The following is a 26,717-nucleotide window of genomic DNA, read 5'->3' on the forward strand; positions in this document are numbered from 1 at the left end:
CATCCTCCATTATGGAAGGAGAGATGGATTTTCATGCCTGGGTGGGGAGTAAAATTTACTCATGGATGTTTTTTGTGATTTATTTTCATTCATTAATTAGAGCGGGAGGTTGTGAATATTTTTAATTTTATATGGACAATAAGAACGTTTGTTCCTATAATATATTTTAAATAAAAATAAATATGAAAGGGGTTTTAAAGATGACAAGAAAAAATATAAAACGAACGTTGGAGATAGACGAAATTATAAAACTTTATCTTGAAGGTGCTAGTACCACCGAAATTGCAAAGCTTTCCAATGTGTCCCCAAGATATATAAGAATGATTTTGTCTGATCATAATATTGAAAAAAGGCCGTTTGGTAGTTGGAAGCGTGAGTATAAGTTAAATGAAGATTATTTCAAGACTTGGTCTAAAAATATGGCTTATATCTTAGGTTTTTTTTATAGCGGACGGTTTTGTCTCCAATGATTTTCAGACGATCGGATTCGCGCAAAAAGAAAAATATATTTTAGAACAAATCAGAGACGAATTAGGGGTCTAATCAACCACTTTATCAAAATAAGCAAACTGGTGTTTATATGTTATATCTCAATAGCAAAGTTATGAAAAACGATCTAATGGAGATACATGGTGTCACACCAAATAAATCATTGGATATAAAATTTCCGTATGTTCCAGAAGTGTATTTAAATCATTTTATAAGAGGCTATTTTGACGGTGATGGAAATATTTATTCTCGTGGCTATTTAGTCAGTTTTGTTGGCGGTTCTCTCGATTTCATGACGGTATTAGAACATCATCTAAAAGCGCGAGGATTTGACGTGTACTTAACCAAAAAAGAAAAACATATTCGTTTATATATGAGCGGCAGAAAAAACATTAAGGAATTTTACGACTGGATTTATCACGATAAAGGATTATACTTAAAACGCAAATTTGAAGCGTTCCCAGATAAAAATATGGATGCAGAAACATTGCAAAATGCGAAATTAAAAAGAACAAAACAAGCTGTTGCAGCAAGAAAAAAAGCTTTTATCGATGAATATCGAAAAAGTTATTGCGTTCATCAAGCATGTGAAACAGTTGGAATTACATTAGGAACTTATTTTAGATGGTTGAAACAAGACAAACAATTTAGCGAAGAATTTTATCAAATAAAGAAAGAGTAGTGGTAATCAAAAGCCACTCATATATTTTTTAAATTTTAGTAGACATAATATAAATTATAAGAAGTTACGAAAGAGTCTGTTTCGATAACAAGTAATCTCATAATAGTGAGACAAAACAAAAAAACGCCCATCGACACGCCCACCTAAAATAAAATAAAATAAAAACGCGCAGCCTCTTGATTCTCATTCAAGAAGCTGCACGTTACCCACTGCGCGTCGGCAGCTGCAGGGACCGCATGATCTCATCCTTTCTCCTTTCGTTTAGGCAATATCCGTTTGACGATAGCGGACGCCTTTATACCGAACGCGAACTGGCACGCCTTTTTCTTGCTTATGTTTCACCAGAAGCCGTTGGGCTTTTGAAAAGGCTTCCATCATCCCAGATGCCGAAATGGCCTCTTCCCACACAATCGTTTTCCCTTGGACTGTGTAGAAGGAAAAGACATACTGTTTCACCGTCTTCACCTCCCTATTATTATTATAATCAAAGACTGTTTTTCCTAAACACAAAAACTGTTACAATTATGTTAACATTTTCTCTTCGGCGTTTCCGCAACAAATAAAGGTGTCCCAATCCTTCCTAAAAGAGATCGGAACACCTTTTTCTTTTTGCGCATATGTGGCTGTTGGACCTTGCGGGTTGTGATGACCTTGCCGGTTAGCGCCGCAATCCGATTTAGCACAGTTCAGTTTCTTAGAAAAAGAAAACCGGCATCATGATTCAATGCCGGTTTGTTGCTTGTATTGTTTGACGGCCGCTTTATAGTCGGCTTGAATGGCATCTTTGTCTCGTCCGAGCCGAACGCTTAAAAAGTCGAGCACGGCTGCATCATGGGCAAGGCCAGCGGCAAACTGCCGCTTCAGCCAGCGTTCGCCGGCGATTTCCTCTGGGAACGTATGGGTCTCTCCCCCATCGGCATACACGTTCCAACCTTGAGCGGTTTTACGACTCAGCCACCATTGGCCATGGTGATTTGTCCAAAACACTCCTTCGGCCTCGTCTTTTTTGTTCAATTGGTTTTGTTCCGCATCACCGTATACCGGCAGAAGCGGGAACGTCTCGACGACAAACAGCGGAAATGTTGTATCATCGATCAAACAGCCGGACGCCTTGGGATGGCCGCCGCCACCGAATTGCAGGGCAAACTCAGCGACGTTGACGTCATCATGAATGGTGCGAAAGCCAATATGTTTCGTCCCCATGTTGACTAAAGCGATCAAGTCAAGATGAGGATAACGCTTGGATAACGCATTGCCCAATTCCGACAAATGGCGCTCGGCAAAGACGACGCCGATGCAATAGTCACCAAGCCAGCGCTGAACAAGCTGTTTTTGCTTTTGCCGAATGTAACGCTGAATTTTCTTCTCTTCCATATCGAGAAGCAGCTCTTCCGTCTCGGTCAAGGAGAACGGTTCTCTGGAGGCGAGCCGCTCGCTCATCGTCTCCCAAAAGCCGTCAAGCCCGAAAATCGTCAACAAATCATTCAGCCGCTTCGCTTGCAAATTCCCATTCTCTTCCCATTCCCACGTGTCGTATTGGCGGACGAGCTCGACGAACCCATCTAGCGTTTCATTAGGTGCGAGTTTTCCCTCGCGGACGAGATAGTCGTAAAAGAGCGAGGTGGCGCACGTCTTTTTGCCATCATCCCTCACCGGCACCACCTGTCCCCACGGGTAGTCATTGAAATGAAGCGCCGTCACGTGGTGGTCGATCACTTGCACATGGCCGCCGCGCGCCGCCCGTTCGGCGAGTTGCTGTTCCACTTCCTTGCCGACGGCCAAGTCGGTGATAAACAACATGGCGCCGTTGGCCTCGTCGCTTTGCAAGAATTGGATGACCCGTTCATCCAAATTGCGATAGGAACAAAACGAAATGTTCACCTCGGCAAACGCCAGCTTCGCGAGCAATCCGCAACCGATGCCGTCTAGATCGCTGTCAGTGAATAATTTGATCATGGGGTCCCACCTTTTTGTCACAAACTTTTTTGCAACCACGTTTTCAAGAGCGGCAACAGCCGATCCGGCAACTCGCTCACATGCGGAACAAAGACGCGGAAGCGACCATAGATGTTTTCAATCGTCCGCCGCGTTGACTCATCGTCGGCCCCGTGGCCTAAAAAGAGATTGACGACCTCAATGCCGCGGCGGCGCGCTTCGGCGACTGCTTCGTGCGTATCGATGATGCCGTTTTGTTCATATCCGTACGCGGCGGGTTCGCCGTCAGAGAAGACGAGCAGCACTTTTTGTGCTTCCGGGCGCTTGAGGAGCTGTTCGGTCATCCAGCGAATCGCCAATCCATCGCGATTATCTTCATGCGGCTCGAGCTGCAGGATCGCCGGGCCGCTCGACGGCTCAAGCGAGCGATGGAATGAGACCGCCATCTGCAAATAGTTCGGCTGACGCGAAGCGGCTGCTTCGTTCGCATCTTCCCAAAATCCGACAATTTGGTGCGGCACGCGCAACGTTTTCAGCACCTCATGGCAAAGAACGAGCCCGGTTTTCGTCTCTTCCATTTTGTCATGCATCGAAGCCGAGCAATCGACAAGCAGGCCGAAGACTGCATCAAACCGCCGCGTCGGCTCGCCTTTTTTGTAAAACAAGCGCGGCCGCTCATCAGTGAAAAACGACACCAATTGTTTGCGCAGCCGACCGACGGGCAAGTTCGTGCGCCAAGCGGAGCGCTTGTGTTCAAGCCATTGTTCCATGATGCGCACAAGCCGTTTTCGGTACGGCGCCACCGCCGCCTGTTTGGCGCGGTATTGCTCAAGATGCGCGAGGTTTGGCGACGAAGGAAGAAGCACAAGATCGGCTTGGCGGTTGGCCTCGCCATACGGCGCACTGTTTCCAGCCGGCGGCTGTTCGCTGAAGGATGCTTGCGCTTCCAGGCCATACTCGTTTCGCGCCGTCGGCCGAGACGTTCCTTTCACGACGGCCAGCGCCTGATCACCGTCTTCACCCGGCCTCGCCTTATCGCTGATGATCTCGGTGCGGCTGCCTCGTTCGAGCTCAAAGCGGAGAAAGCTTCCACCCGCCCGGCTCGTTTCCCGATGCCACGTTGGCAGCACTTGCCGCTTGGCCTCTCCATCGGCCTCTTGAAGGGCATCGCGGTTTTCCAATGGGTTGGTCCGTTTGAGATCTTGAAGCGTCATCGTTTTCTCGTCCGCATCATCCTCAACGATTGGCAGCGATGTATAGGCATTGACCATATCATGAGGCAGCACGTCCTTCATCAGTTCCACAACGGCGAACGCCCAGTCCGCCACCTCGGCTGTCGAGGAAGCATCAAAAAATTGCGGCCATAACGTTTCAAGGCGCGCCTGCACCGCTTCATCCGCCATCGGAGCCAGCGGCGCATCATCAAGCGGCGAATCGGCCGTGAGCCGCAAATACATCCCCGCCAAAAACTGATCAGCCCAAGCGCCGCGCGTTCGATTCGCTTGCCATTGCTGAGTGAAGTAGCGGCGGTACAAGCGGCGGCGCGTGCGGAACCATCGCTTCATCCCGGGACGTTCCCGCTCACAGACGGCTTCCAAGCGAAGATCTTCAGCGAATGTAAACAGCTGTTTGGAAAGCTTGGAGAGCGGTCGGGATTCCACCGCATGTCGGAAGGCGCGAACCGCCAATCGGTCGGTGTGCCGATACGTGCCGATGATGCGCAAGCCGACGTCGCTTTTCATTGCCGTTTCCCGCTCCAATGGTGGATACCCATCCCAAAAATGGCTGACGTAAACGACCGGCTTGACACAATGCACGCCGGAATGGGCGGCGAACTGGATGGCAACGTCGCGGCGGCGCATGAGCGTTTGGGCGAGGTCAGAAAGCTGCATGACCAAACTCGAGTCGACCGTTCGGTCATTGAACATCATAAACCGCTCCATGCCGAGCCTCCTATTCGTCAAACCACGTTTCAGCGATGTTGCGCACTGCGGCCCGTTCCCGTTCATCGTCGAGCTTATCGACGATGCTTCGTTCAATGGCCCGCAATGGCGGCATGTACGCCGCCAAATCGCACGCATCCAACAAAGCGCGCACCGAAGCCGCTTCCTCGGCGATTTGTCCGTTTCGCACCTGCACAAGCAGATCAGCCGACAGGGCGACGAAACGATCGATCAACGTTTCATCCGTTAATGTAGTTTGCGCCAACAATACCGATTTTAATGTTTCTCCTTGCACATACGGCACATTGATGACGACAAACCGGTTTTTGAGCGCCTCATTGAGCGGTACGGTGCCAATATAGCCTTCATTGATCGCGGCGATGACGCCAAATGTCGGTTTCGCCTGCACGAGATCGCCGGTGAGCGGATTCGTGAGCCGCCGCCGGTAGTCAAGGACGCTGTTTAAAATCGGCAGCGTCTCTGGTTTCGCCATATTAATTTCGTCAATATATAGCAAATGCCCTTTTGTCATCGCCTGGATGACTGGTCCGGGCACGTACTCGATCACCGCCTGGCTGTTTTTGTGCACGATCGTCTTAAAACCGAGCAATGCTTCGGCGTCTAAGTCCACGGAACAGTTGATGCTGTGCATCGGTTGACCAAACAAAGCGGACAACGTTTCAGCAAGCCGCGTTTTTCCCGATCCGGTCGGGCCTTTTAAGAGCACGTTTTTCCCAAGCGCGAGCGCAATGGCGGCATCGTGCACGATCGCCTCATCTGCCGCCTTGTACCCGCCCGCTCCAATCAACGCGCGATCCGGATCGCGGCGGAACAGTTCTTTTCGCTTTTCCATTTCTTTCGTGACCGTCAACGGCCATGTTCCCATCTTCTGACTTCCTCTCTGTGGCGATCTTCCCCTCTCATTCTACTAGATCGCCCGGCGGGACGCAAAACAAAAGAACTAGACCATAAATATATTATGTAAATATAACAAAGAAAAAACGAGGCGCTCTCAACCGAAGTTGTCCTCAATCGCCTTGCGAATGAGCGCCGCGCACCGATCAAGCTCCGCTTTGAGCTGGCGTTTGTACAGCTTCGCCTTTTCCTGTCCGCCCTCGGCGAACCGATAGTAAACGACTTCTTGGTACTTCATTCCCTCTTTTTTCTGTTTCACTTGTTTTAAAATGCCGTCTTCGATCAAATCGTGCAGCGCCTTATACACTTCGGAGTGGTTCGGCCGGTAGCCGAACGGCTTGAACTCTTGGCGCAATACATCAAGCAGCTTCAGCCCGTAGAGCCGCTCCTGTTCGGTGAGCGTAATCAAATACAATTTTAAAAACGCACGTTGTTTTAACAGAAAACCGCTGGGCGTCCGTTTTTCTCCCATAGGCTTTTTCCCTCCTTCCCTACGGATGAAATTTCGCTCTTTGGGCGGCCAAATCCTGCTTGTCTTCATTATACCATGCGGGAAAGGAAAAATCCTCTCCCGCTTGGGTTCAATAAAACACGATCGTTTTGTTTCCGTGGATGATGACCCGGTCTTCCAAATGCCACCGAAGCGCCCGGGCGAGCACCGTTTTTTCGATCAGTCGGCCGATCCGCTTTAAGTCGTCCGGATGGTGGCGGTGGTCCACGCGGGCGACGTCCTGCTCAATGATCGGCCCTTCATCCAAATCGTCGGTGACGTAGTGCGATGTGGCGCCGATCAATTTGACGCCGCGCTCATACGCCCGCTCATACGGACGCGCGCCAATAAAGGCGGGCAAAAATGAGTGGTGGATGTTGATGATCCGTCCCGAGAATTCAGCGACAAACGCCGGCGACAAAATTTGCATGTAGCGGGCAAGCACGATGGTGTCGATCTGATAGTCGCGAAGCAGACGGATTTGTTCGGCTTCGGCGTCCGCTTTCGTTTCTTTCGTCACCGGAATATGCACATAAGGGATGCCAAATGACTCGACCGTCTCGCGCAAGTCGGGGTGGTTGCTGATGACAAGGGCGATGTCGGCGATCAGCTCTCCCGCCTGCCATTGCCAAAGAAGTTCAAGCAGACAATGCTCGGCTTTGGAGACAAAAATCGCGATTCGCCGAATGTCGTTGTGCAGCCGAAGCTGCCAACGCATCTCAAATTCAGCAGCGATCGGGGCAAACGCCGCTTCGATCTCTTCTTTTCGCTCGGCGATGTTTGGACAGTCGAACTCCAAGCGGAGAAAAAACGTCCCTCCCTCAGGATCGGTCGAATATTGGCTCGATTCAACGATATTCGCCCCTTGTTCGTACAGAAACGACGTCACTGCCGCGACGATGCCCGGGCGATCTGGGCAGGAGATAAGGATTCGAGCGCGCTGCTCGTAACCTTGCAAAAATGATTGCCAGCGATGTTGGCGAAATGTCGTCATGCGTTGTCTCTCCCTTTTCTTGCTTTTCTTGCAATTCATCATACAAAAAATTCATGAACTTGCCAACAGGGAAGATAACAAAAGAGGGTGTCCCAAAAGGATCGGGACACCCTTTCTTATTACCGTATATAGGTATAAAACAATCATTAAGAAACAATATGTTGTGTTTTGTTAAGAAAAATGACCCTTTTGGGTCATCCCCCTGGCAAGCGAAAAACCTCTCTCAGTCTTTCGTCAAATCGCCGGCCGGGCCGAAAAATTCGTAATGGATGTGCTCCTCTGGCACACTCCATTGTTTTAGGGCACGATAGACGGTTTTCATAAACGGCATCGGGCCGCAGAAATAAAAGTCTGCGTCTTTCGTCGGGATCACGGATTGCATCCATGCGAGGTCGATCCGCCCTTCTTTGCCAAAATGTGGATGGCGGCGATCCTCGTCGGATGGCGACTCGTAACAAATACGGTAAGAAAATGACGGGCGTTCCGCCAACATCCGAAGCTCCTTATCAAACGCGTGCACGCGGCCATTCAAAGCAGCATGCAAAAACGCCGCTGGGCGGGTCGGTTGGCGGATGGCCAACGTATGCGCCATGCTCAAAAGCGGAGTGATGCCGACGCCGCCGCTGATGAACACAACCGGCGTCGTTTTGGACAAATCAAGCGTAAAATCGCCGGCTGGAGCGCTAAGCTCGAGCACGTCGCCCTCTTGGACATGATCATGCAAATAGTTGGAAACAATGCCGGCCGGCTTGTCCGCTGTAGCTGCTTCCCGTTTGACGCTGATGCGGTAATACCCTTTTCCAGGTGCATCCGATAAGCTGTATTGGCGAATATGCGTATACGTCTCGCCCGGAATCGACAGTTTGACGCTCACGTATTGACCCGGCAAATAATCACTGATGGCCTTGCCGTCTTCCGGCTCCAAATAAAACGAAGTAATGACGCCGCTTTCTTTCACCTTTTTCACGACGACAAATCGGCGAAAGTCACGCCAGCCTCCGTGTTTGGCCGCTGCCTCATCGTAGAGCTCTTTTTCCACTTGAATGAAAACGGACGCAATGGCTTCATATGCTTCCGCCCAAGCCGTGATCACTTCGTCGGTGGCGGCGTCGCCGAGCACGTCTTTGATCGCCAGCAACAAATGCTTTCCGACGATCGGGTATTGTTCTGGTTTGATTCCTAAGCTGCGGTGTTTATGGCCGATTTGCCGCACAACCGGCAAAATAGCATCAAGCTGGTCGATATAGCGCGCTGCCGCATACACGGCTGCGGCCAAGGCGCGTTGCTGCCGCCCTTGCTTTTGGTTGGCGTGGTTGAAAATATGGAGCAGTTCCGGATGATTGGAAAACATGAGTTCATAAAACCGCTTCGTAATTTGTTCGCCATGTGTTTCCAAGACAGGCACCGTTGATTTCACAATTTCAATCGTTTTTGGATGCAATTTCGTTGTCGTTGTCATGATTTCATCCCCTTGTAAAACATGTATTTTTAATACATCTTTTATTCAACCATGAGCACTGCGAAAAAACAATATTTCAAATACATCTTTAATAAATTGTTCACAATTCTCCGTTCGAATCAGGTGTGGTACAATGGGATCAAGAATGTCGCTTAAAGGTTGTGAATCACGATGCAGTTGACGAACTATACGGAATACGCCTTGCGCGTCCTCTTGTTTTTAGGCGCGCTTGATGAAGAAGAAAAAACGAACATCAAAGACATTGCCGCTGCCTTTTCCATTTCAGAGCATCATTTAAGCAAAATCGTCTATGAGCTTGGCAAACTCGGCTACATTGAAACGATCCGTGGGCGCAACGGTGGAATCCGCCTTGCGAAACGCCCCGCGGAGATTGTCATCGGCGCGGTTGTTCGCGAAACGGAGGAAAACTTGTCGCTTGTCGAGTGTTTTGCCGCCCACGGCAATGAGTGCGTCTTAACGCCGGTATGTCGGCTTCGCTTCGCACTTCACGAGGCGTTAGAGGCGTTTTTGCGTGTGCTGGATGCGTATACGCTCGCCGATTTGCTTGAAGACCGAGCGTCGCTTCGTTCTTTATTGAAAGAGCGGCGCGGTTGAGAAAACTTTCTGGCTATAAGCTGGAGAGTTTTTTGGCGTTTGGCAGGCACACGATCACTAAGCATCGCTCTACGGAAGGAAGACGCGGGATGATGCGAAACCGATGGCGGCCTTTGCGCGGGATGTGGCGGCAAGAACGATCATCAGTTGGAAAAACGAAACCAGTCGTCAAACATGGGCGGCGGGATGAATACGTCCGGCACCGGCCGACCACATCCCCTTTGTTTGCCACAAGACGAAGAATATATTAAGATTAGAAAGGTGTGAAAACATCTGCATGACTAAAGGAGGTCACAATGAAACACGAAGGAAGCGCTTTGCCACCTTACTTGCATATGGACAATGGAGAGCTTTGGCTCACCGAAGATGATCGCGACAACTTAAAAATCAGCTATCGAATCAAAGAGGTGATTTTTGCCGAGCCGTCCGAGTACCAGCATGTGATGATTTTGGATTCGTACGATTTTGGCCGCATGCTCGTACTCGATGGCGTCGTGCAAACGACCTCGATTGACGGCCATATTTATAACGAAATGATTTCGCACGTGCCGCTGCAGTTTCATCCGGAAGCGAAGCGGGTGCTCATCATCGGCGGCGGCGACTGCGGCGCAGCTCGTGAGACGGCGAAATACGCTCATCTTGAAGCCATCGATATGGTGGAAATCGACGAAAAAGTCGTCCGGGCGTGCAAAGAGCATTTGCCAGCCGTCTCCGGCAACTTATCGGATCCGCGCGTGCGGTTTGTTTATGATGATGGCGTCGTGTTTGTGCAAGAGAAAGAAAACGTCTACGACGTCATTATGATCGACTCGTCTGACCCAGTCGGCCCGGCGGAAGCCTTGTTTTCACCGGAGTTTTACGCCAACGTCCATCGCGCGTTGAAAGCAGACGGGCTGATGGTCTGCCAAAGCCAGTCGCCGATTTTCCACTTGGATATTTTGAAACGGACGTACCGCAATATTCGCGAACTGTTCCCGCATGTGCTTGTGTACACCGCGGTGGTGCCGACGTATCCAGGCGGACTGTGGAGCTTTACGATCGGCTCGAAACGGCCGCTCGATTTTCCGGCGCAGACAACCATTCCAAACGACACGAAATACGTCAATGATGCGGTCTTTCGTCAATGTTTCGCCTTGCCCGAGTTTTTGCGCTCGGCGCTTGAGGTGGAATAACGGCTTGGCATGGAAAAAGCTGTCCCTGCTTTGTGAGGGGACAGCTTTTTTTGTGTCATTTGAGTGATCTTTCTATTATTCCACCCGCTTTCTTGTTTCATTGCGCCGGTGGGTTGTGGGTCAGTGCCCGCTTAGCAAGCCATTGAAACGTCAAGTCATCCGCCGGCGGGTTGTGCAATCCAGCACGGACGTCACGGTAATGCCGCTGAAGCGGATTGTCAGCAAACAAGCTTTGTCCGCCGACAATGCGCATCGCCCAATCGACGACTTCAAGCGCGGTATTGGTGGCGACCAATTTGGCTGTTGCCAACTCCTCTTTCATCGCCATCCGTTTTTCCGGATAGCGATCCCATAAGTCGGCGACCGCGTACAGGAAATGGCGCGCATGGGTGAGGCGCCATTCCATTTCAGCGATTTTCCGCTGCACTTCGGGTGTTAGGGCGATTGGGTGAGGCAGGGTATTAGGCTGGTACGTCTTGGCAAAGCGAAGCGCCTCATTGCGCGCCGCAATGGCGATGCCTAAGTAACAAGCCGGCACGTGCAACAGCCATCCTTGCGCCGGAGCGGCTTCGTTCGCTTCTCCAAGCGTCTCTACGAGCGCCTCTTGGTCGACTTCGACTTCTTCAAGAACAAGATCATCGCTGCGCGTCGCCCGCATGCCAAGCGTGTTCCACGTCGGCTCGATGCGGATGCCTGAAGCAGACATCGGCACGAGAAATTCACCGACCCGACCGTCTTCCATCGTGGCGGAAATCAATACGTAATCGAGCGCAGGGGCTAACGATGCAAATGTCTTTCGCCCCCGAAGCACCCAGCGGCCATGGCGAAAGACGGCCGTCGTTTCCGGTTTACCGCCGCGCGCCGGGCTGCCAGTTGTCCGTTCAGAGTGGGCGCTGTTGATGAGCGCGTGGCGGCAAACGACTTCATTCGCCAAACGGGCGAGAACGGGCTCCGGCCAGCGGCGGAGCAAAAATAAACGCATGAGAATGCTGGCGTGCCAACCAAACGACAATGCCGTTGCCCCAGAGCCTTGGGCGATCGTTTCTTGCACGAGCACAAGCTCATAAAGCGATGCCCCTTGGCCGCCGTATTCAGTCGGGACGGTCAAGGAAAGGAATCCAGCCTCTTTTAAATCGGCAAAATCGGCAAATGGAAACGTTGCCTGTTCGTCATCATGCGCTGCCCGTTGGACAAATCGTTCCGCAAGGCGGCGCGCTTGGTTGTACAATTGTTGCTCCCGATCGGTCCGCACAAGCAAATGGTACAATTCGTTCATCGGTTCTCCCCTTCTTTTGGTCAAGATGCCTTTATTGTACCGAGTTCTGGCTAGGACTGAAAACAAAAACGCACGGGAAAATGACCGTCCTTGCTCTCGGAAGCTTAAAAGAGAAAGAAATGCCGAATGTACCGATCATCGTCACGGTGGACGAACTCATTTTTCCCAGCATCGTACTCGTATTCCTCCTGCCAGCGGCGGCCATAGCGGGCGATTTGACGGACGGCGCGGATGATCGCATACACTTCTTCGTTCGTCATCGTAGGATGGAGCGACAGACGCACCCATCCTGGTTTGGCGAGAGGATTGCCGTTTTTGACTTCTTGAAGCAGCGCAGCGGATTGTTCCTTGTCGATGCCAAGCAAATAGTGGCCGTATGGTCCGGCGCAGGAACAGCCGCCGCGCGCTTGAATGCCGAAGCGATCATTCAGCAGTTTGACAACAAGGTTGTAATGCAATCCATCTATGACAAATGAGATGATGCCAAGACGGTCGTCCCGATGTCCTTCAAGCACGCGGACGCCGGGAGTGCTTTTTAGCGCCGGCAAAAGAAGGGAAACAAGTTCCTTTTCGCGGGCGCGCATCTGTTTTACGTTCATTTGCTCTTTCAGCTGGATGGCCAACGCTGCCTTGATGGTTTGCCAAAACGGCGGTGTTCCGCCATCTTCGCGTTCCTCAATGGCTTGGATGTATTCATAGTTCCCCCACGGGTCGGTCCAATACACCGTCCCGCCGCCGGGGTGATCCGGAGCGTGCTGATGATAAAGCCGGCTGTCAAAGATGAGCACGCCGGCGCTTCCCGGCCCCCCGAGAAACTTATGGGGAGAGAAATAAATGGCATCAAGCTGCTCCATTGGGTCGTCCGGATGCATATCGATGCGGACGTACGGAGCGGAAGCAGCAAAATCAACAAAGCAAAGGCCGCCATGCTCGTGCATGATTTTCGCCAGCTTATGATATGGGGTTTCCAACCCCGTGACGTTCGAGCAAGCAGTAAATGCACCGATTTTTTGCGGCCGATCTCGGTAGCGCTCCAGCAGCTCGCGCAAATGGTCAAGATCGACATCCCCGTTCTCTGTCGGCCGGACCGCCACGACTTCCGCGATGGTTTCCACCCATGGCAATAAATTTGAATGGTGCTCCATATGGGTGACAAAAACGACTGGCCGCTCCTCATCATGAAGGGACAAGCGGCGCTTCCACCGTTCCGGTACGCGCAAGCCAAGCAGACGCTGCAGCTTGTTGACGGCGCTTGTGGTCCCGGCGCCTTGCATGATCAAGACATCGTTTTTCCCGGCATGAACGTGCTGTTTGATGATTTCTTTTGCATAGCGATAGGCAAGCGTCGTTTTCGTTCCGGTCACATTCGATTCCGTATGCGTGTTGCCGACAAATGGACCGAGCTCATGCGTCAGCTTCTCTTCAATCGGCCGGTACAGCCGCCCGCTTGCCGTCCAGTCGGCGTAAATAAGCCGCTGTTTGCCAAACGGCGTAGAAAACGGATGAAAGCGGCCGATCGTTCCATCGCGAAACGGCTGAAAATACGTCTCAAGCTCTCCGCGGCATGTATACACCGCATTGCCGATCACAGCGTGAATGGCCATGTTGATTCCCCCTTTCCGCCATTTCGTCTATTTACAAAGTATGTCGCCTTCGGTGGTTCGGTCCAAAAAACGTGGGAAAGTTGAAAATGAAAAATCCGCCGTACAGGCGGATGATATTCCACTCCCTTTTTTACTCCTTTTTTTTGCACGATAACGGCGAAATCGTTTCCCCCACGGACGGCGCAAGGTATTCGGCAAGCATGGTCCGCAAGTCATCGGGCAATGGTTCGCTCGTTTGGGTTTGGAAATTAAAATGGACGACCGCTGCCTCTCCGATGGCGATCAGTCTTCCTGTTTCCTCTTCCATGATGCGATGAATGCATTGAAAGCTTTTATTGCCGATCCGGGAGACATTGGTTTCCACGCGCAATCGTCGTCCGAAGAATCCTTGGTTGATAAAATCGCACTTGGTGGAAGCTAAAATAAAATGCCAGTCGTCCGTTCGCCCGCCGTAACGCAATTCATCAAACAGGCGGGTGCGCGCTTCTTCTAAATAAATAAAATAGCTAATGTTGCTTAAATGTCCGAGCGCATCAGTTTCACAAAAGCGTGGATTGACGGTAATGATGTGCGTCTTCATTTCTCCCTCTTCCTTTCTTGCCTTTTTTTGCCCCTTTCGCCCACAATATTCGTTTGGGTGAGCATGGGGCGGGAGCAAGTTTGATTTGTAGCTACCAACTAGTCAGTATGTTGTTTTTATCATACTCCGATTGATTGGGATATGCAATTGTTTTTTTGGGTTATTGATTATTTAGAACATTGTTTGTGACATGAAATATTGTCGCGAATCCAGTACGTTGCACGAAAGGATGAAAATCTCTTTCAATTAAGTTGAATTTTTGGTTTACACTTCGCCGATTGCCTGACACATTAGATTGCATCCGCATGTATCGAAGTGCAAATGGTAACGAACAATTGGAACCTATATAGTTTTGACATTTTCAGGGTAGATAAAAAAGCCCGGCGAGGGCAGACGGGGCGTCTGCGGTCAACCGGCCCAAAGCGGCAAAAGAACGTATCCTGCAAGCGACACGCCGGCGCAAAGGAGAGAGAGGCGCAATTTGTATTTCGCATAGCTCATCAAGTCCATATCCATAATGGCTGCCGTTGTAATCGTCGTATCGCCAAGCGGCGAAGCAAAGGCGCCAAACGTCCCGCTCGCAAACACGGCGCCGACTGTCACCTCGAGCGGCGCCCCGGTCGCATGGGAAAGCGTGACGCCAAGCGGCATCAAAATGCCCCACGTTCCCCATGAAGAACCGATAAAGTATGATAAAAACGATCCGACCAAAAACACGGCCGCTGGCACGAATGCCCCCGGCAGCCATGTGCCGAACGTCGACGACACGTACTCCGCAAATCCGAGTTCCCCCGCCACCGCCGAGACCGCCCATACGAGAACGAGCATGCCGATCGGCGCCATCAGCTCGTTTCCTCCGGCAAAAAAGTGGTACGTCAACTCTGAGAGCGATTGTCGGCGCCACAAATAAAACATCATCGACAAAAGGATGGTCACAAACAGCGCCAACAGCATCGCCCATGTCGCATCGGCCGCGGAAAACGCCTCCCACCAATTCTCTGCCCCGCGTTTCCTCCCGTCGTACACGAAAAAGGCAAACGTCAGCGCGATTAACAGCGCCAGCGGGACAAACAAGTGCAACGGCTCCCCGTTGATCAGCGCCAGCTCCTTGCGCAATCCGAGCCCGTGCAGTGTATTCGTTTCCCCTTCTCCTTTTTTCGCCCGCGGTTTGCCGATCCGGATGTTCAACATCGTCGTCAACACCCCGACGGCCAGAGCGACAATCGCAAACAAGTTGTACGGCAGGCTGCGCAAAAACACGTCATACGGCGATTCGTGAATGTCGTTTTGCTCAAGCGCCGCGGCGACAACAGAAGTCATAAAGCCGACGAACGCTGTCGCCGCTGGCAAAAGCACGATGATCGGCTCGGTCGAGACGTCGATCATGTACGCCATGCGGCGGCGGTCGATGCGAAACTGGCGAAGGACCGCTTTCATCACTGGTCCAAGGAGCATAATGCGAAACATCGGCATAAAAAACGTCACCGGCACCGTCAGCCAAACGAACAACAAAATCCCCCGCTTCGAGCGGATGCGGCCGGAGAGTCTCTCGACAAACCCTTTGATCCCGCCGGTAATTTGCATCATGCCGACAAGCGAACCGAACAAATACAAAAACGCGGCCACCTTCATATGCTCCGGATCGGTCAGGGCGTGAAGAACAGCGGAAACAGCGCGCTCAATCGCGCCGACAGCCGACCACTCAAGGCAAAACGCTCCGACGAGCAATCCGGCCACGAGGCCGGGCAAAATTTCTTTCAGCCATACCGCCAACGGAATGATGAGCAGAAAAGGCAACAGCGACCACCATGTTCCTTCCACGTCGGCGCCTCCTTTGCGATGATGTTGTTACCAAGAAGGATAGCCATAATGTAGTTTTTTTATGATTTTTATTGATGATTTAGAACATAGTTTTACTTATTAAAATTATATTGCCCCGTGCAAACAAAAAAAGCCGCGCTGCAGTTTGCAGCGTGGCTCACTTCCATCCGCCCCGGGCTGACTCCCAAACAACCTGGGGCACAGAAGGCGTTGTCATTTCCGGCGCGCAAAATCGACAAATCGGAACTTGTCGAGCCGGTGACGCGATTCCGTATATTGAAACAATGCAGCATTGCTTAAATACACATAGTTTTTGACGACAACGACGCGGTCATCGCCATGCAAATCCAAATAGCGCCGGTCTTCGTCCGTCGCTTCGTCGACCGATATTTCTTTTTTCGCAAAGCTGATCGGCAAATACAGCTTCGTTTCCAAATATTCATAAATCGAGTCTTCGCAAATCTCTTTGGTCAATAGCGGCACATGCTTTTTCAGAAAAAAGTCTTTATCCAAAATAATCCGCTCTCCGCCGATTTCCCGGACGCGCACGACTTTCCACACTTCGTCTTTGCTTGAGGCGCGCAGATGCTGCCTGAGCTCGCGATCCGGCTTGATGATCGCCAGTTCATGCACGATCGTCCGCACCGGCTGCTTCATCGTCTGCGCCAGTTCTTTAAAGCTGACCAATCCGGATACGGGAAAGTCATATTTGCCGACGTCAAGAACGATAGATCCTTTTCCTTTCATTTTTTGGATATAGCCGTGCTCGGACAACAAATGGAGCGCTTTGCGAATCGTCTCGCGCGATGTCTCATATCGGGCGGCCAGCTCGTGTTCCGATGGCAGCTTGTCGTACGCCTTCCATTCTCCGCGGCGGATGCGGGAAATGAGGTCATGGTAAATGGTTAAATATTTGTTTTCATGCATAAGAATCACCGCTTGTATTGTATCACGGCCGGCGCAAAAGATAAACAACCGATTCGTATGGGCGCAGCTGCATGCGGCGAAAATCGGCCGGCGCGTCCGAATAATTGGCAAGCAGCAGTTCTCCCGTATAGCCATCGGCTCCTGCTTCTTTCGGCAGCGTGAACGTCGTTTCGATTGGATAAAAATTGTTGACAACAAGCAGCTTTTCTCCATCGCCATGACGCATATAGGCGAAAATATGCGGATCGTCCGCAAGCAGCAGCTCATAGCGCCCGGTCGTAATGAGATCATACTGTTTGCGCAGCTCAATGAGCCGCTTATAGTGGTAGAAAATCGAGTCGCGGTCGGCGAGCGCCTGTTTCACGTTAATGCGTCGGTAGTTGTCGGCGACGCGAATCCACGGCGTCCCGGACGTGAAACCAGCATGCGGGCTGTCGTCCCATTGCATCGGCGTGCGTGAGTTGTCGCGCGATTTTCGCTGCAAAATTTCCATCACTTCTTGCTCGCTTTTGCCTTGTTCTCGCAAAATCCGGTACATGTTGAGCGACTCAACGTCGCGGTAGTCGCGAATATCGGTGAATTTCGGATCGGTCATGCCGATTTCTTCGCCTTGGTAAATATAGGGCGTCCCTTGCATCAAATGGATCGTCGTCGCCAGCATTTTCGCTGACTCTTTCCAATACGTCCCGTCATCGCCATAGCGCGACACGATGCGCGGCTGATCGTGGTTGCACCAAAAGAGCGCATTCCAGCCGCCGCCTTCATACATCCGGACTTGCCATTCGGACAAAATGCGTTTTAAGGCAAGGAAATCAAATGGGGCGACTGCCCATTTTTCTCCGTTCGGGTAATCGACCTTCAAGTGGTGAAAGTTAAACGTCATATTGAGCTCGTGGTTTTCCGGGTTCGTGTAGCGGATGCAATGATCGATCGTCGTCGACGACATTTCCCCGACCGTCATGACGTCATATTTCGAAAACACTTCGCGGTTCATCTCTTGCAAAAACTCATGAATGCGCGGTCCGTCCGTATAAAAGCGGCGCCCGTCCCCCGGCGGCACCGAACCGTCATCATCCGGGAAGCGCTGGTCTTTTGACAACAAGTTGATGACGTCAAGCCGAAAGCCGTCCACTCCTTTTTTGAGCCAAAAATGCATCATGTCATAAATGCGGCGGCGCAGCTCTTCGTTTTCCCAGTTCAAGTCCGCTTGTGTCACATCGAACAAATGCAAGTAATATTGGCCGGTTTGTTCGTCGTATTCCCACGCCGAGCCGCCGAATTTCGATTGCCAGTTGTTCGGCGCTCCGCCGTCCGGCTTCGGGTCGCGCCAAATGTAAAACGAGCGGTATGGGTTCGTTTTCGAGGAGCGCGCCTGCTGAAACCATTCATGGTCGGTTGAGGTATGGTTGACGACCATGTCCATCACCAGCTTCATGCCGCGCGCATGCACTTCGTGAAGCAGACGGTCAAAATCGTCCATCGTTCCGTATTCGTGATGGATGCGGAAATAATCGCTGATGTCATAACCGTTGTCGCGCTGCGGCGACGCGTAGATCGGCGTCAGCCAAATGACATCGACACCCAATTTTTGTAAATAATCGAGCTTCTCGATCACGCCCGGCAAATCGCCAATGCCGTCTCCATTCGTATCGTAGAAGCTTTTCGGATAAATTTGATAAACGACTGCTTTTTTCCACCAAGGGGTTGTTGACATCTCTCTTCACCTCGTTCGTCGGGATAAAAAACATACCATTGGCATCGGCGGCCAATGGTACGGGCGGGAAATAAATGATTTCGCACATCGTTCTCTTGCTTCCACACACGGCAATCATGAGCGGGCGGCTTTACGCACTTTCCCAAAGACAAACGTCAGCGCAAACGGCACCGCAATCGCGATCGCCATGCCGATAAAGAACGGCGTCCACTTTTGCGGCACGATCGACAAGAAACCCGGCAGGCCGCCGACGCCGATCGACGGGGCCATCACTTTATTGATCGTGATGAACATGCCAGCGATTGCCGCCCCTGTCATCGCTGCGATAAACGGGAAGCGAAAGCGCAAGTTGACCCCGAACATCGCCGGTTCCGTGATGCCTAAATACGCGGAAACAGCCGACGTAAACGACAAACCGCGCAGCTTTTCCTCCTTCGCGACAAACATCATCGCCAACGCTGCCGAACCTTGGGCGATGTTTGACATGACCAAAATCGGCCAAAGGAACGTGCCACCGGTATTGGCAATCAGCTGCAAGTCAACCGGCAAGAACGTATGGTGCATCCCGGTGACGACAAGCGGCGCATACAACGCTCCATACAACAATCCTCCAAGAGCCGGAACCGTGTCAAAAATCGTGACAAACAAGTGGGTAATGGCATTGCCGATCGCAAATGTGATCGGCCCAATGGCGATGAACGCCAAAAAGCCCGTAATGAGCAACGCAAGCGGCGCGACAAGCAACAGCTGAAACGCATCCGGAATGCGCTTGCGCAAAAACAGCTCCAGCTTCGCCAGCACGTAGGAAGCCACCAGCACCGGCAGCACTTGTCCTTGGTAGCCGACTTTTTGCACTTCAAAGCCGAACAAGTTCCAAACCGGAATCTCTCCTTTTTCTTTCGCCGCTCCCCAGCCCCAAGCGTTGAGCAAATCTGGGTGGACGAGCATCAAACCAAGGACAATCCCTAAGAGCGGGCTGCCGCCGAATTTCGTCACCGCCGACCAGCCGATCAAACCGGGCAGGAAGACGAACGCCGTATTGGCGATCAAGTTGATCATGTTCGCCAAATCGGCCCATTCTTTGTGCACCTCGACAAACGATTTCCCTTCGTAAAAAATGCCTGGGCCTGTCAAGACGTTGTTAATCCCCATTAACAAACCGGCCGTCACGATTGCCGGCAAGATGGGAATGAAAATATCAGCCAGCGTCTTAATCGCGCGTTGCAGCGGATTGAGCTTCGCTTCCGCAGCGTCTTTAATCTCCTGCTTTGTCGCCCGGCCGATGCCCGTCAGCTCGATGAGGTCGTCATACACTTTATCGACAAGCCCTTGGCCGATGACGACTTGAAACTGGCCGTTTGCCGAAAACGACCCTTTGACGACATCGATGCGCTCAAGCGCTTCCTTATTGACTTTTCCTTCCTCTTTGAGCGCAAACCGAAGCCGCGTCACACAATGCGTGGCGGCGACGATGTTTTCTTTGCCGCCGATGGCTTCAACGATTTGCGCGGCTGCTTGTTGGTATGCCCCCATGATGAACGCCTCCCTTTTCTTTCCTTAACAACGACCGCTATAGCGTTAAATCGCTTTCAGCAACCGGTTGCAAACAAACTTGTATATACAACCTGAATCCATTTTATCTTGTATATACAAGTTTGTCAACATCTTTCGATGACCTTCTTCATTTTTCGACAATAGTTGTTGTTTTTTTGCTAACTTCCACTTCTTTTGTGATGTTTTGTCAAGAAGCAGGAAAATCATCAACCGAGTAGGAAAATAAACAATATGCCAAACGACAAGAAAGGATGAGACTGCGATGAAAACCTATACACTCCGCGAAGCAGCGAAAAAAATCGGGGTGACGGCCCGGGATTTGAAACAATGGGAAAAACAGTTTGCAGAATCGATTGTCGTCCCGCGCACAATCGAGGGAGCGCGCATCTACACCGATGAACTGATCAATCGGTTTCGCCATATTCGCACTTGGCTTGAGGACGGCCGCCACCCACGCGAAGTGGCTGAAATGATCAAGCAAATGGACGGACAACTGGAAGAGGGAGCCAACGAGACAGCCGCTCAAGTGGAAACAGCCGTCATGGAAGGGGAAATCATCGATGTGCCCCGCCTGTTGCATCAAGGGATGCCATACATAGCCGAGCAGTTAGCGGCCCGCTTAAAAGACGATATCGTCGACGCCTTGAAACAGGAAACGACAGCTGCGGTCCGGCAAGCGATGGATGACGTGAAAGGCCGCCTCGACTACATCGAGGAGCGAACGACCGCAGCTGCCGAAACGGTGCGCCGTTCGCTCCGCGATTACGAGGACGCCTGGCAGCAAAAAACGGAACAGCTGCATGAACATTTGGAAACGGTCGTCGCGTTCTGTCAAGAGGAAAAAGCAAGACAGGAAGAGGAGCGCAAACAGCTCGAACTGCGCATTTTGGAGCGGGAAAAAGCGTTTCGCGAGCTCGTGTTGTCGTTCCGGCAAACCGCTGCCAGCGCGAGTGCCGCTCGAGCTCGGCACAAATGGTGGAAATTTTGGTAAGGATGAGCTGTTCAAAGAAATAACACATTCATTGGTGTGCCATACTTCAAAAAAGGGACCCCGCCAAAACGCGGGGCCTTTTGCATCATGTTCGACGGCTCTCGACCGCATGCCGTTTGATGGCTTCGATCAAGCGCGCTTCTTCTTGTTGGGTGAGATAGAGGCGGACGCCGTAATAGCGAATGCGGGCAAACGGCTTTTCCCATACGAGCTTGCCTTGGACCGTAAACGAAGCGCCGCTCAGCGCAAATGACACTTCCACCGGCACTCCATCATGGGAAAATGGAAGCCGGCTTTCGACTTCCATCTTCATTCCATGCGGGCTTATGTCATCAATCAAAACGTTGTAGCTGGCATCAGCTATGCGCAGCCCGGCCGGGAGCGGCCGGCCAAACTGATACCGGAACGGTTCTTGACGTTTAAACCTCATCCTTCTTCCCCTTTTCCAAGCATTTTCTCAGGCTCTTTCCAGACGTCAATCACCAGCCCTGCTTCGTCAGTGTCAACGACAAAAGAACCGGTGCTGTAACGGTCAGACGGACGGAGCGAAGAAGCTTGAATCGTCTCGATGACTCCTTTTTCCGTCCGCAGCCCAACCGCTTCTTCATCGCTACCGACAAAGACAGCGCCAACAATGCGATGCGGGTTGGACTTCACTTCACGTATGATCACAACGCCGCGCTTCGCCCGTGAAGACGGCTCAAACTCGCTCATGGCCACTTTTTTCACCGCCCCGCGCTGCGTCACGACGACGAATGAGCCCCCCTCTTCCAGGCGAACGGGGCACGCGGCGGCGACAAAGTCCCCTTCCTTCAATTGAATCCCTTTCACGCCAGCCGCGCGCACGCCAACAAGGCTGATCTCCTCCTCGGCAAACAAGAGCGCATGTCCATCATGCGTCGCAAGCCAAAGATGGCCGCATCCATCCGTCGCGTAGACGGCGACGACGTCATCATCCTCTTTCACATTGACGGCCACAAGCGGGCGGGTGTAGCGCTGCACTTGATATTGCGCCAGTTCAGTCCGCTTCACGAGTCCTTGCCTCGTCACAAAGATGAGCTGCTCCCCGGTGTTAAAGGAAGAGACTGGAACAGCGGCGACGAGTTCATCGTCGCGTTCAAGCGGAATGAGATGGGAAATGTGCTGGCCGACCTCTTTCCAACGGATATCAGGGAGCGTATGCACCGGACAGTATAAATAGTAGCCGCGGCGGGTGAAAAGCAAAAGCACATCGGTCGTATTCATCTCAAGTTGGGCGAGCAGCCGATCCGTTTCCTTCATGCCCATGTCTTGGCCGTTTGAGGCGCTGTAGGAACGATAGCTCGTCCGCTTCACATATCCTTCTTTTGTCACGGTGACGATCACATCTTCCGCCGGAATGAGCGCCTCCATCTTGACTTTCAGCTCTTCAATCTCCTCTTCAATGACCGTCCGCCGCTCGTCGGCGTATTGCTTTTTCATCGCCTTCAACTCTTTTTTGATGACGCCAAGCAGCTTCTTCTCATCGGCGAGAATCGCCGTGAGTTCCGCGATCGTTTTGTCCAGTTCTTCGGCTTCTTGGCGGAGAGCCGTAATGTCGGTGTTCGTCAACCGATACAACTGGAGCGTTACGATCGCCTCGGCCTGCGCTTCGGTGAATCCGTAATGAGCCATCAGCCGTTCTTTGGCGTCGCGCTTGTCGCTTGCAGCGCGAATCGTCGCAATCACCTCATCCAAAATGGAAAGCGCCCGAATCAAGCCGTCGACGATGTGCTTTCGCTCGTTCGCTTTTTTCAGCTCAAAATGCGAGCGGTTCGTGACGACTTCTTTCCGGTGGGCGATGTACGCATCCAACAGCTCCGGCAGGCTCATCAGCTTCGGCCGGCGCTCATGGATCGCCACCATGTTGAAGCTGTACGGCACTTGCAAATCCGTGTTTTTGTACAAGTAGTTGAGAATCGAGTCCGCATCAGCGTCTTTTTTCAACTCGATGACGATCGACAGCCCGTTCCGGTCCGTTTCATCGCGCACGTCGGCGATGCCGTCGAGCTTTTTGTCGAGGCGAAGCTCGTCAATTTTTTTCACTAAATTCGCTTTGTTCACTTCATACGGCAGTTCCGTGATGACAATGTGCTTTTTCCCGCCTTTTCCCTGCTCGATGGCGGCTTTGGCGCGGATGATGATTTTCCCGCGGCCGGTCTCGTACGCCTTGCGGATGCCATCTTTCCCTTGGATGATGCCGCCGGTCGGAAAATCGGGGCCGGGAAGAACCGTCATCAGCTCATCAACGGTGCAGTCGGGCTGATCGATCCGCATCAAGACGGCATCGATCACCTCGCCAAGCGCATGCGGCGGAATGTCGGTCGCATAGCCGGCTGAAATCCCGGTCGAGCCGTTCACCAACAAATTCGGAAACATCGCCGGCAGGACGGTCGGCTCATCGGTCGTATCGTCAAAGTTCGGCACAAACGGAACCGTTTCTTTGTCAATATCACGAAGCAATTCAGCGGCAATCGCCGACAGGCGCGCCTCTGTGTAGCGCATCGCCGCGGGCGGGTCGCCGTCGATGCTGCCGTTGTTGCCGTGCATCTCCACAAGCACGTTGCGCAGCTTCCAATCTTGGCTCATCCGCACCATCGCTTCATACACGGACGAATCGCCGTGCGGATGGAAGTTGCCGATCACGTTTCCAACCGTTTTCGCCGCCTTGCGAAACGGCTTGTCAGCCGTGTTGCCATCAATGTACATCGCATATAAAATACGGCGCTGCACAGGCTTCAGCCCGTCTCGCGCATCCGGGAGCGCCCGGTCTTGAATAATGTATTTGCTGTAGCGGCCAAAGCGGTCGCCAAGCACGTCCTCTAACGGCATTTCCAGCAATCGTTCTGCCATCGTCATTCTCCTTTCCTAACACATCAGCACCAAAAAGGCGGCGCCTTTTCACGCCGCCATCAGCCGATCCATCCCGGTTCCTCTTCGAGCCCGAAGGCGACGTGCGTTTCGATCCATTTGCGGCGCGGCTCGACTTTGTCGCCCATGAGCGTCGTCACCCTCCGTTCGGCGCGGGCCGCATCTTCAATGCGCACGCGGATGAGCGTACGCGTCTGTGGGTTCATCGTCGTTTCCCATAATTGATCGGCGTTCATTTCGCCGAGCCCTTTATAGCGCTGAATCGTATAGCCGCGGCCCATTTTTTTCGTAATTTCTTTCAGCTGCTCGTCCGTCCACGCATATTCGACGATTTCGTTTTTGCCGCTTTTTTTGCTGATTTTGTAAAGCGGCGGCAAGGCGATGTACACTTTTCCCGCTTCAATCAGCGGACGCATGTAGCGGTAAAAAAACGTCAAAAGCAGCACTTGAATATGGGCGCCGTCCGTGTCGGCATCGGTCATAATGATCACTTTGTCGTAGTTGACATCATCGAGCGAAAAGTCAGCCCCGACGCCGCCGCCGATGGCGTGGATGATCGTATTGATTTCCTCGTTTTTCAAAATATCGCCAAGTTTCGCCTTTTCCGTGTTGATGACTTTTCCGCGCAGCGGAAGCACCGCCTGGAATCGACGGTCGCGCCCTTGTTTCGCCGAACCGCCCGCCGAATCGCCTTCAACGAGATAGAGCTCATTTTTTTGCGGATTGCGCCCTTGCGCCGGCGTCAGCTTGCCGCTTAAGAGCGCCTCTTTCCCTTTCCGCTTTTTGCCGCTTCTCGCCTCTTCGCGCGCTTTGCGGGCCGCTTCACGCGCCTGATAGGCCCGGATCGCTTTCTTAATGAGCATCGCGCTTACGTCCGGGTTTTCTTGCAGAAAGTACATCAGCTGCTCGGACACCACCGCATCGACGGCCGAACGCGCTTCGCTCGTTCCGAGCTTTCCTTTCGTCTGCCCTTCAAACTGCAGCAAGTGCTCTGGGATGCGCACCGAAACGACCGCGGACAACCCTTCGCGAATATCGGTTCCTTCCAAATTTTTATCTTTTTCCTTGAGCAAACCGACACGGCGGGCGTATTCGTTAAAAACGCGCGTCATCGCCGTTTTCGCACCCGCCTCATGCGTGCCGCCGTCTTTTGTGCGCACGTTGTTGACAAACGACAGCACGTTTTCCGAATAACCGTCATGAAACTGGAACGCAAACTCGACTTCAATGCCGTTTTGCTCGCCAGCAAAATAAACGACCGGGTGGAGCACATCTTTCTCCTCATTCAAATAGGCGACAAACGCTTCAATTCCGTTTTCATAGTGGAACACCTCGCGCATGCCGGTCCGTTCGTCAACGAGTTCGATTTTCAGCCCTTTTAACAAAAACGCCGATTCGCGCAGCCGTTCACTCAATGTTTCATAATCGAAGACTGTCGTGCTGAAAATCGTTGGGTCCGGCTTAAATTGAATGATGGTTCCGGTTTTGTTCGTTGTGCCGATTTTCTCTAGCGTCGTCACCGGTTTGCCTCCATGCTCAAACCGCTGCCGGTAAATGAAGCCGTCGCGATGAATCGTGACGACCAGCCATTCTGATAAGGCGTTGACAACCGACGCCCCGACTCCGTGCAGGCCGCCGCTCGTTTTATAGCCGCCTTGGCCGAATTTGCCGCCGGCATGAAGCACGGTCAAAATGACTTCCGGCGTCGGCTTGCCGAGCTTATGCATCCCGACCGGCATGCCGCGCCCCTCATCCAAAACCGTGATGCTGTTGTCTTTATGTATTTGCACCAAAATGTAATTTCCATATCCGGCCAACGCCTCATCGACCGAGTTGTCAACAATTTCGTAGACAAGATGATGCAAGCCGCGGCTGTCGGTGCTGCCGATGTACATCCCCGGCCGCTTCCTGACTGCCTCGAGCCCTTCCAACACTTGAATGGCATCTTCGTTATATTCGTATGTCGCATGCTTTGCCACAAGGCCACCCCTTCCTACAAAAACAAGAACACCTGTTTCTATTGTACCACAAACTTCCCGACTGTCCATTGCCTTTTGACATCCCCCGACAAATTCGGACAAGTGCGACAAAAAAACGAAAGGACCATCTCGAACAAGATGGCCGTTTCATCAATTAGGCGCGTTTGGTGAGTGCATGTTCCACTTTAATGCAGCGGTCCATAATGACCGTGCAGCCTTTCTCCTTCAAAAAGCGGTATGCCTCTTCGTTGACGACGCCGAGCTGCGCCCAAAACACGTCGGCGTCGATTTGCACAAACTCGCGGGCCAGCTCGGGCAAATGCTCAGAGCGGCGGAACACATCGACGATGTCGACATGGCCTTCGATGTCAGTCAATCGGTCAACCGCCGGAATGCCTTCCCACTCATCGATCATCGGATTGACCGGAATGATTTCGTATCCAGCGTCTTTCATCGCTTTCGCCACCATATACGACTCGCGCTCCGGATTGTTGGACAACCCAACGACGGCAATCCGCTTCGCCTTGCGCAAAATCTCGCCGATTTCTTCCCGGCTTGGGTTGACAATGGGCATCGAGGTCTCTCCCTCCTTTATTCTCCTTTTTGCTGTACTATATAGATGCAATTTAAAGCTTTAACATTTTTCGTTTTTACCGATCATTTCATCCGACTGTCGAGTGACCGAACA

General features: G+C 52.0%; 21 protein-coding genes and 1 pseudogene. 4 read left to right on the top strand and 18 right to left on the bottom strand.

All coding sequences use genetic code 11. From position 1 onward, the window contains the following. The first annotated feature begins 200 nt into the window (after positions 1–200). A pseudogene (locus ABS784_RS15555) lies at positions 201–1,171 on the top strand (helix-turn-helix domain-containing protein). 261 nt (positions 1,172–1,432) lie between these two features. Here the strand turns inward: ABS784_RS15555 and ABS784_RS15560 are convergent. The 7 genes from ABS784_RS15560 to hmpA form a co-directional block, all read right to left on the bottom strand. Continuing rightward, positions 1,433–1,627 (bottom strand): hypothetical protein, encoded by a 195-nt coding sequence (locus tag ABS784_RS15560; RefSeq protein ID WP_021321620.1) that lies wholly within the window; start codon positions 1,625–1,627, stop codon positions 1,433–1,435. Positions 1,628–1,885: 258 nt separating this feature from the next. Then, a complete protein-coding gene (locus tag ABS784_RS15565) occupies positions 1,886–3,127 on the bottom strand; it encodes a DHH family phosphoesterase (protein ID WP_014195842.1) in 1,242 nt (413 codons plus the stop codon). Between the two features lie 17 nt (positions 3,128–3,144). After that, the gene (locus ABS784_RS15570) at positions 3,145–5,049 is read right to left on the bottom strand and encodes a nitric oxide reductase activation protein NorD (protein ID WP_011231225.1); all 1,905 of its coding nucleotides are present in this window, start codon (positions 5,047–5,049) and stop codon (positions 3,145–3,147) included. 10 nt (positions 5,050–5,059) lie between these two features. Beyond that, positions 5,060–5,902, bottom strand: coding sequence for an ATP-binding protein (locus tag ABS784_RS15575; protein WP_369792898.1), 843 nt, complete (start codon positions 5,900–5,902; stop codon positions 5,060–5,062). A gap of 159 nt (positions 5,903–6,061) precedes the next feature. Next, positions 6,062–6,436 carry a replication termination protein gene (locus tag ABS784_RS15580; protein ID WP_011231227.1) on the bottom strand — a complete coding sequence of 125 codons (375 nt, stop codon included), beginning with the start codon at positions 6,434–6,436 and terminating at the stop codon, positions 6,062–6,064. 109 nt (positions 6,437–6,545) lie between these two features. Then, positions 6,546–7,448 (bottom strand): formyltetrahydrofolate deformylase, encoded by a 903-nt coding sequence (gene purU, locus ABS784_RS15585; protein WP_011231228.1) that lies wholly within the window; start codon positions 7,446–7,448, stop codon positions 6,546–6,548. Positions 7,449–7,671: 223 nt separating this feature from the next. Further along, on the bottom strand, positions 7,672–8,907 hold the full coding sequence (hmpA, locus tag ABS784_RS15590; RefSeq protein WP_011231229.1) for an NO-inducible flavohemoprotein: 1,236 nt from the start codon (positions 8,905–8,907) through the stop codon (positions 7,672–7,674). Between the two features lie 171 nt (positions 8,908–9,078). On the opposite strand from hmpA, the gene nsrR reads away from it, so the two are divergent. Both nsrR and speE read left to right on the top strand, forming a co-directional pair. After that, complete coding sequence (gene nsrR / locus ABS784_RS15595) at positions 9,079–9,522, top strand: nitric oxide-sensing transcriptional repressor NsrR (protein WP_011231230.1); 444 nt, start codon at positions 9,079–9,081, stop codon at positions 9,520–9,522. A 296-nt stretch (positions 9,523–9,818) separates the two neighbouring features. Continuing rightward, positions 9,819–10,694 (top strand): polyamine aminopropyltransferase, encoded by an 876-nt coding sequence (speE, locus tag ABS784_RS15600; protein WP_011231232.1) that lies wholly within the window; start codon positions 9,819–9,821, stop codon positions 10,692–10,694. Between the two features lie 97 nt (positions 10,695–10,791). Here speE and ABS784_RS15605 read toward each other — a convergent pair whose 3' ends face one another. From ABS784_RS15605 to treP, 7 genes are all read right to left on the bottom strand, one after another. Next, a complete protein-coding gene (locus ABS784_RS15605; RefSeq protein WP_011231233.1) occupies positions 10,792–11,970 on the bottom strand; it encodes an acyl-CoA dehydrogenase family protein in 1,179 nt (392 codons plus the stop codon). Positions 11,971–12,074: 104 nt separating this feature from the next. After that, positions 12,075–13,574, bottom strand: coding sequence for an aminotransferase class V-fold PLP-dependent enzyme (locus ABS784_RS15610; RefSeq protein WP_014195845.1), 1,500 nt, complete (start codon positions 13,572–13,574; stop codon positions 12,075–12,077). Between the two features lie 130 nt (positions 13,575–13,704). Next, positions 13,705–14,154, bottom strand: a complete 450-nt coding sequence (locus ABS784_RS15615) for an acyl-CoA thioesterase (RefSeq protein WP_011231235.1) — start codon at positions 14,152–14,154, stop codon at positions 13,705–13,707. A 408-nt stretch (positions 14,155–14,562) separates the two neighbouring features. After that, positions 14,563–15,975, bottom strand: a complete 1,413-nt coding sequence (locus tag ABS784_RS15620) for a Na+/H+ antiporter NhaC family protein (RefSeq protein ID WP_011231236.1) — start codon at positions 15,973–15,975, stop codon at positions 14,563–14,565. Positions 15,976–16,188: 213 nt separating this feature from the next. Next, positions 16,189–16,902 (bottom strand): trehalose operon repressor, encoded by a 714-nt coding sequence (treR, locus tag ABS784_RS15625; RefSeq protein ID WP_033005839.1) that lies wholly within the window; start codon positions 16,900–16,902, stop codon positions 16,189–16,191. A 22-nt stretch (positions 16,903–16,924) separates the two neighbouring features. Then, the gene (gene treC / locus ABS784_RS15630) at positions 16,925–18,616 is read right to left on the bottom strand and encodes an alpha,alpha-phosphotrehalase (protein WP_011231238.1); all 1,692 of its coding nucleotides are present in this window, start codon (positions 18,614–18,616) and stop codon (positions 16,925–16,927) included. 114 nt (positions 18,617–18,730) lie between these two features. Beyond that, positions 18,731–20,149: a PTS system trehalose-specific EIIBC component gene (gene treP / locus ABS784_RS15635; RefSeq protein ID WP_011231239.1), complete on the bottom strand. Its 1,419-nt coding sequence runs from the start codon at positions 20,147–20,149 to the stop codon at positions 18,731–18,733. Between the two features lie 283 nt (positions 20,150–20,432). Here treP and ABS784_RS15640 point away from each other — a divergent pair, with 283 nt between their 5' ends. Further along, a complete protein-coding gene (locus tag ABS784_RS15640; RefSeq protein ID WP_352513157.1) occupies positions 20,433–21,161 on the top strand; it encodes a MerR family transcriptional regulator in 729 nt (242 codons plus the stop codon). An 85-nt stretch (positions 21,162–21,246) separates the two neighbouring features. Here ABS784_RS15640 and ABS784_RS15645 read toward each other — a convergent pair whose 3' ends face one another. The 4 genes from ABS784_RS15645 to ABS784_RS15660 all read right to left on the bottom strand — a co-directional run bounded on the left by ABS784_RS15645 (position 21,247) and on the right by ABS784_RS15660 (position 26,603). After that, positions 21,247–21,591 carry a PilZ domain-containing protein gene (locus tag ABS784_RS15645; RefSeq protein WP_352513159.1) on the bottom strand — a complete coding sequence of 115 codons (345 nt, stop codon included), beginning with the start codon at positions 21,589–21,591 and terminating at the stop codon, positions 21,247–21,249. After that, a complete protein-coding gene (parC, locus tag ABS784_RS15650) occupies positions 21,588–24,032 on the bottom strand; it encodes a DNA topoisomerase IV subunit A (RefSeq protein ID WP_352513161.1) in 2,445 nt (814 codons plus the stop codon). The genes ABS784_RS15645 and parC overlap by 4 nt, the downstream gene beginning before the upstream one ends. A 59-nt stretch (positions 24,033–24,091) precedes the next feature. Continuing rightward, positions 24,092–26,029 carry a DNA topoisomerase IV subunit B gene (gene parE, locus ABS784_RS15655; RefSeq protein WP_352513163.1) on the bottom strand — a complete coding sequence of 646 codons (1,938 nt, stop codon included), beginning with the start codon at positions 26,027–26,029 and terminating at the stop codon, positions 24,092–24,094. 154 nt (positions 26,030–26,183) lie between these two features. After that, on the bottom strand, positions 26,184–26,603 hold the full coding sequence (locus tag ABS784_RS15660; protein WP_160156257.1) for a CoA-binding protein: 420 nt from the start codon (positions 26,601–26,603) through the stop codon (positions 26,184–26,186). Positions 26,604–26,717: the final 114 nt, after the last annotated feature.

This window comes from Geobacillus sp. G4, from assembly GCF_040327975.1.
In the GTDB taxonomy this organism is placed as follows: Bacteria; Bacillota; Bacilli; order Bacillales; family Anoxybacillaceae; genus Geobacillus; species Geobacillus thermoleovorans.

What these genes read in the sequence shown, in the direction of transcription:
- ABS784_RS15565 (WP_014195842.1), bottom strand. Translation starts at nt 3,127, where the DNA reads ATGATCAAATTATTCACTGACAGCGATCTAGACGGCATCGGTTGCGGA.
- ABS784_RS15570 (WP_011231225.1), bottom strand. Translation starts at nt 5,049, where the DNA reads ATGGAGCGGTTTATGATGTTCAATGACCGAACGGTCGACTCGAGTTTG.
- ABS784_RS15575 (WP_369792898.1), bottom strand. Translation starts at nt 5,902, where the DNA reads ATGGAAAAGCGAAAAGAACTGTTCCGCCGCGATCCGGATCGCGCGTTG.
- ABS784_RS15580 (WP_011231227.1), bottom strand. Translation starts at nt 6,436, where the DNA reads ATGGGAGAAAAACGGACGCCCAGCGGTTTTCTGTTAAAACAACGTGCG.
- purU (WP_011231228.1), bottom strand. Translation starts at nt 7,448, where the DNA reads ATGACGACATTTCGCCAACATCGCTGGCAATCATTTTTGCAAGGTTAC.
- hmpA (WP_011231229.1), bottom strand. Translation starts at nt 8,907, where the DNA reads ATGACAACGACAACGAAATTGCATCCAAAAACGATTGAAATTGTGAAA.
- nsrR (WP_011231230.1), top strand. Translation starts at nt 9,079, where the DNA reads ATGCAGTTGACGAACTATACGGAATACGCCTTGCGCGTCCTCTTGTTT.
- speE (WP_011231232.1), top strand. Translation starts at nt 9,819, where the DNA reads ATGAAACACGAAGGAAGCGCTTTGCCACCTTACTTGCATATGGACAAT.
- ABS784_RS15605 (WP_011231233.1), bottom strand. Translation starts at nt 11,970, where the DNA reads ATGAACGAATTGTACCATTTGCTTGTGCGGACCGATCGGGAGCAACAA.
- ABS784_RS15610 (WP_014195845.1), bottom strand. Translation starts at nt 13,574, where the DNA reads ATGGCCATTCACGCTGTGATCGGCAATGCGGTGTATACATGCCGCGGA.
- ABS784_RS15615 (WP_011231235.1), bottom strand. Translation starts at nt 14,154, where the DNA reads ATGAAGACGCACATCATTACCGTCAATCCACGCTTTTGTGAAACTGAT.
- treR (WP_033005839.1), bottom strand. Translation starts at nt 16,902, where the DNA reads ATGCATGAAAACAAATATTTAACCATTTACCATGACCTCATTTCCCGC.
- treC (WP_011231238.1), bottom strand. Translation starts at nt 18,616, where the DNA reads ATGTCAACAACCCCTTGGTGGAAAAAAGCAGTCGTTTATCAAATTTAT.
- treP (WP_011231239.1), bottom strand. Translation starts at nt 20,149, where the DNA reads ATGGGGGCATACCAACAAGCAGCCGCGCAAATCGTTGAAGCCATCGGC.
- ABS784_RS15640 (WP_352513157.1), top strand. Translation starts at nt 20,433, where the DNA reads ATGAAAACCTATACACTCCGCGAAGCAGCGAAAAAAATCGGGGTGACG.
- ABS784_RS15645 (WP_352513159.1), bottom strand. Translation starts at nt 21,591, where the DNA reads ATGAGGTTTAAACGTCAAGAACCGTTCCGGTATCAGTTTGGCCGGCCG.
- parC (WP_352513161.1), bottom strand. Translation starts at nt 24,032, where the DNA reads ATGGCAGAACGATTGCTGGAAATGCCGTTAGAGGACGTGCTTGGCGAC.
- ABS784_RS15660 (WP_160156257.1), bottom strand. Translation starts at nt 26,603, where the DNA reads ATGCCCATTGTCAACCCAAGCCGGGAAGAAATCGGCGAGATTTTGCGC.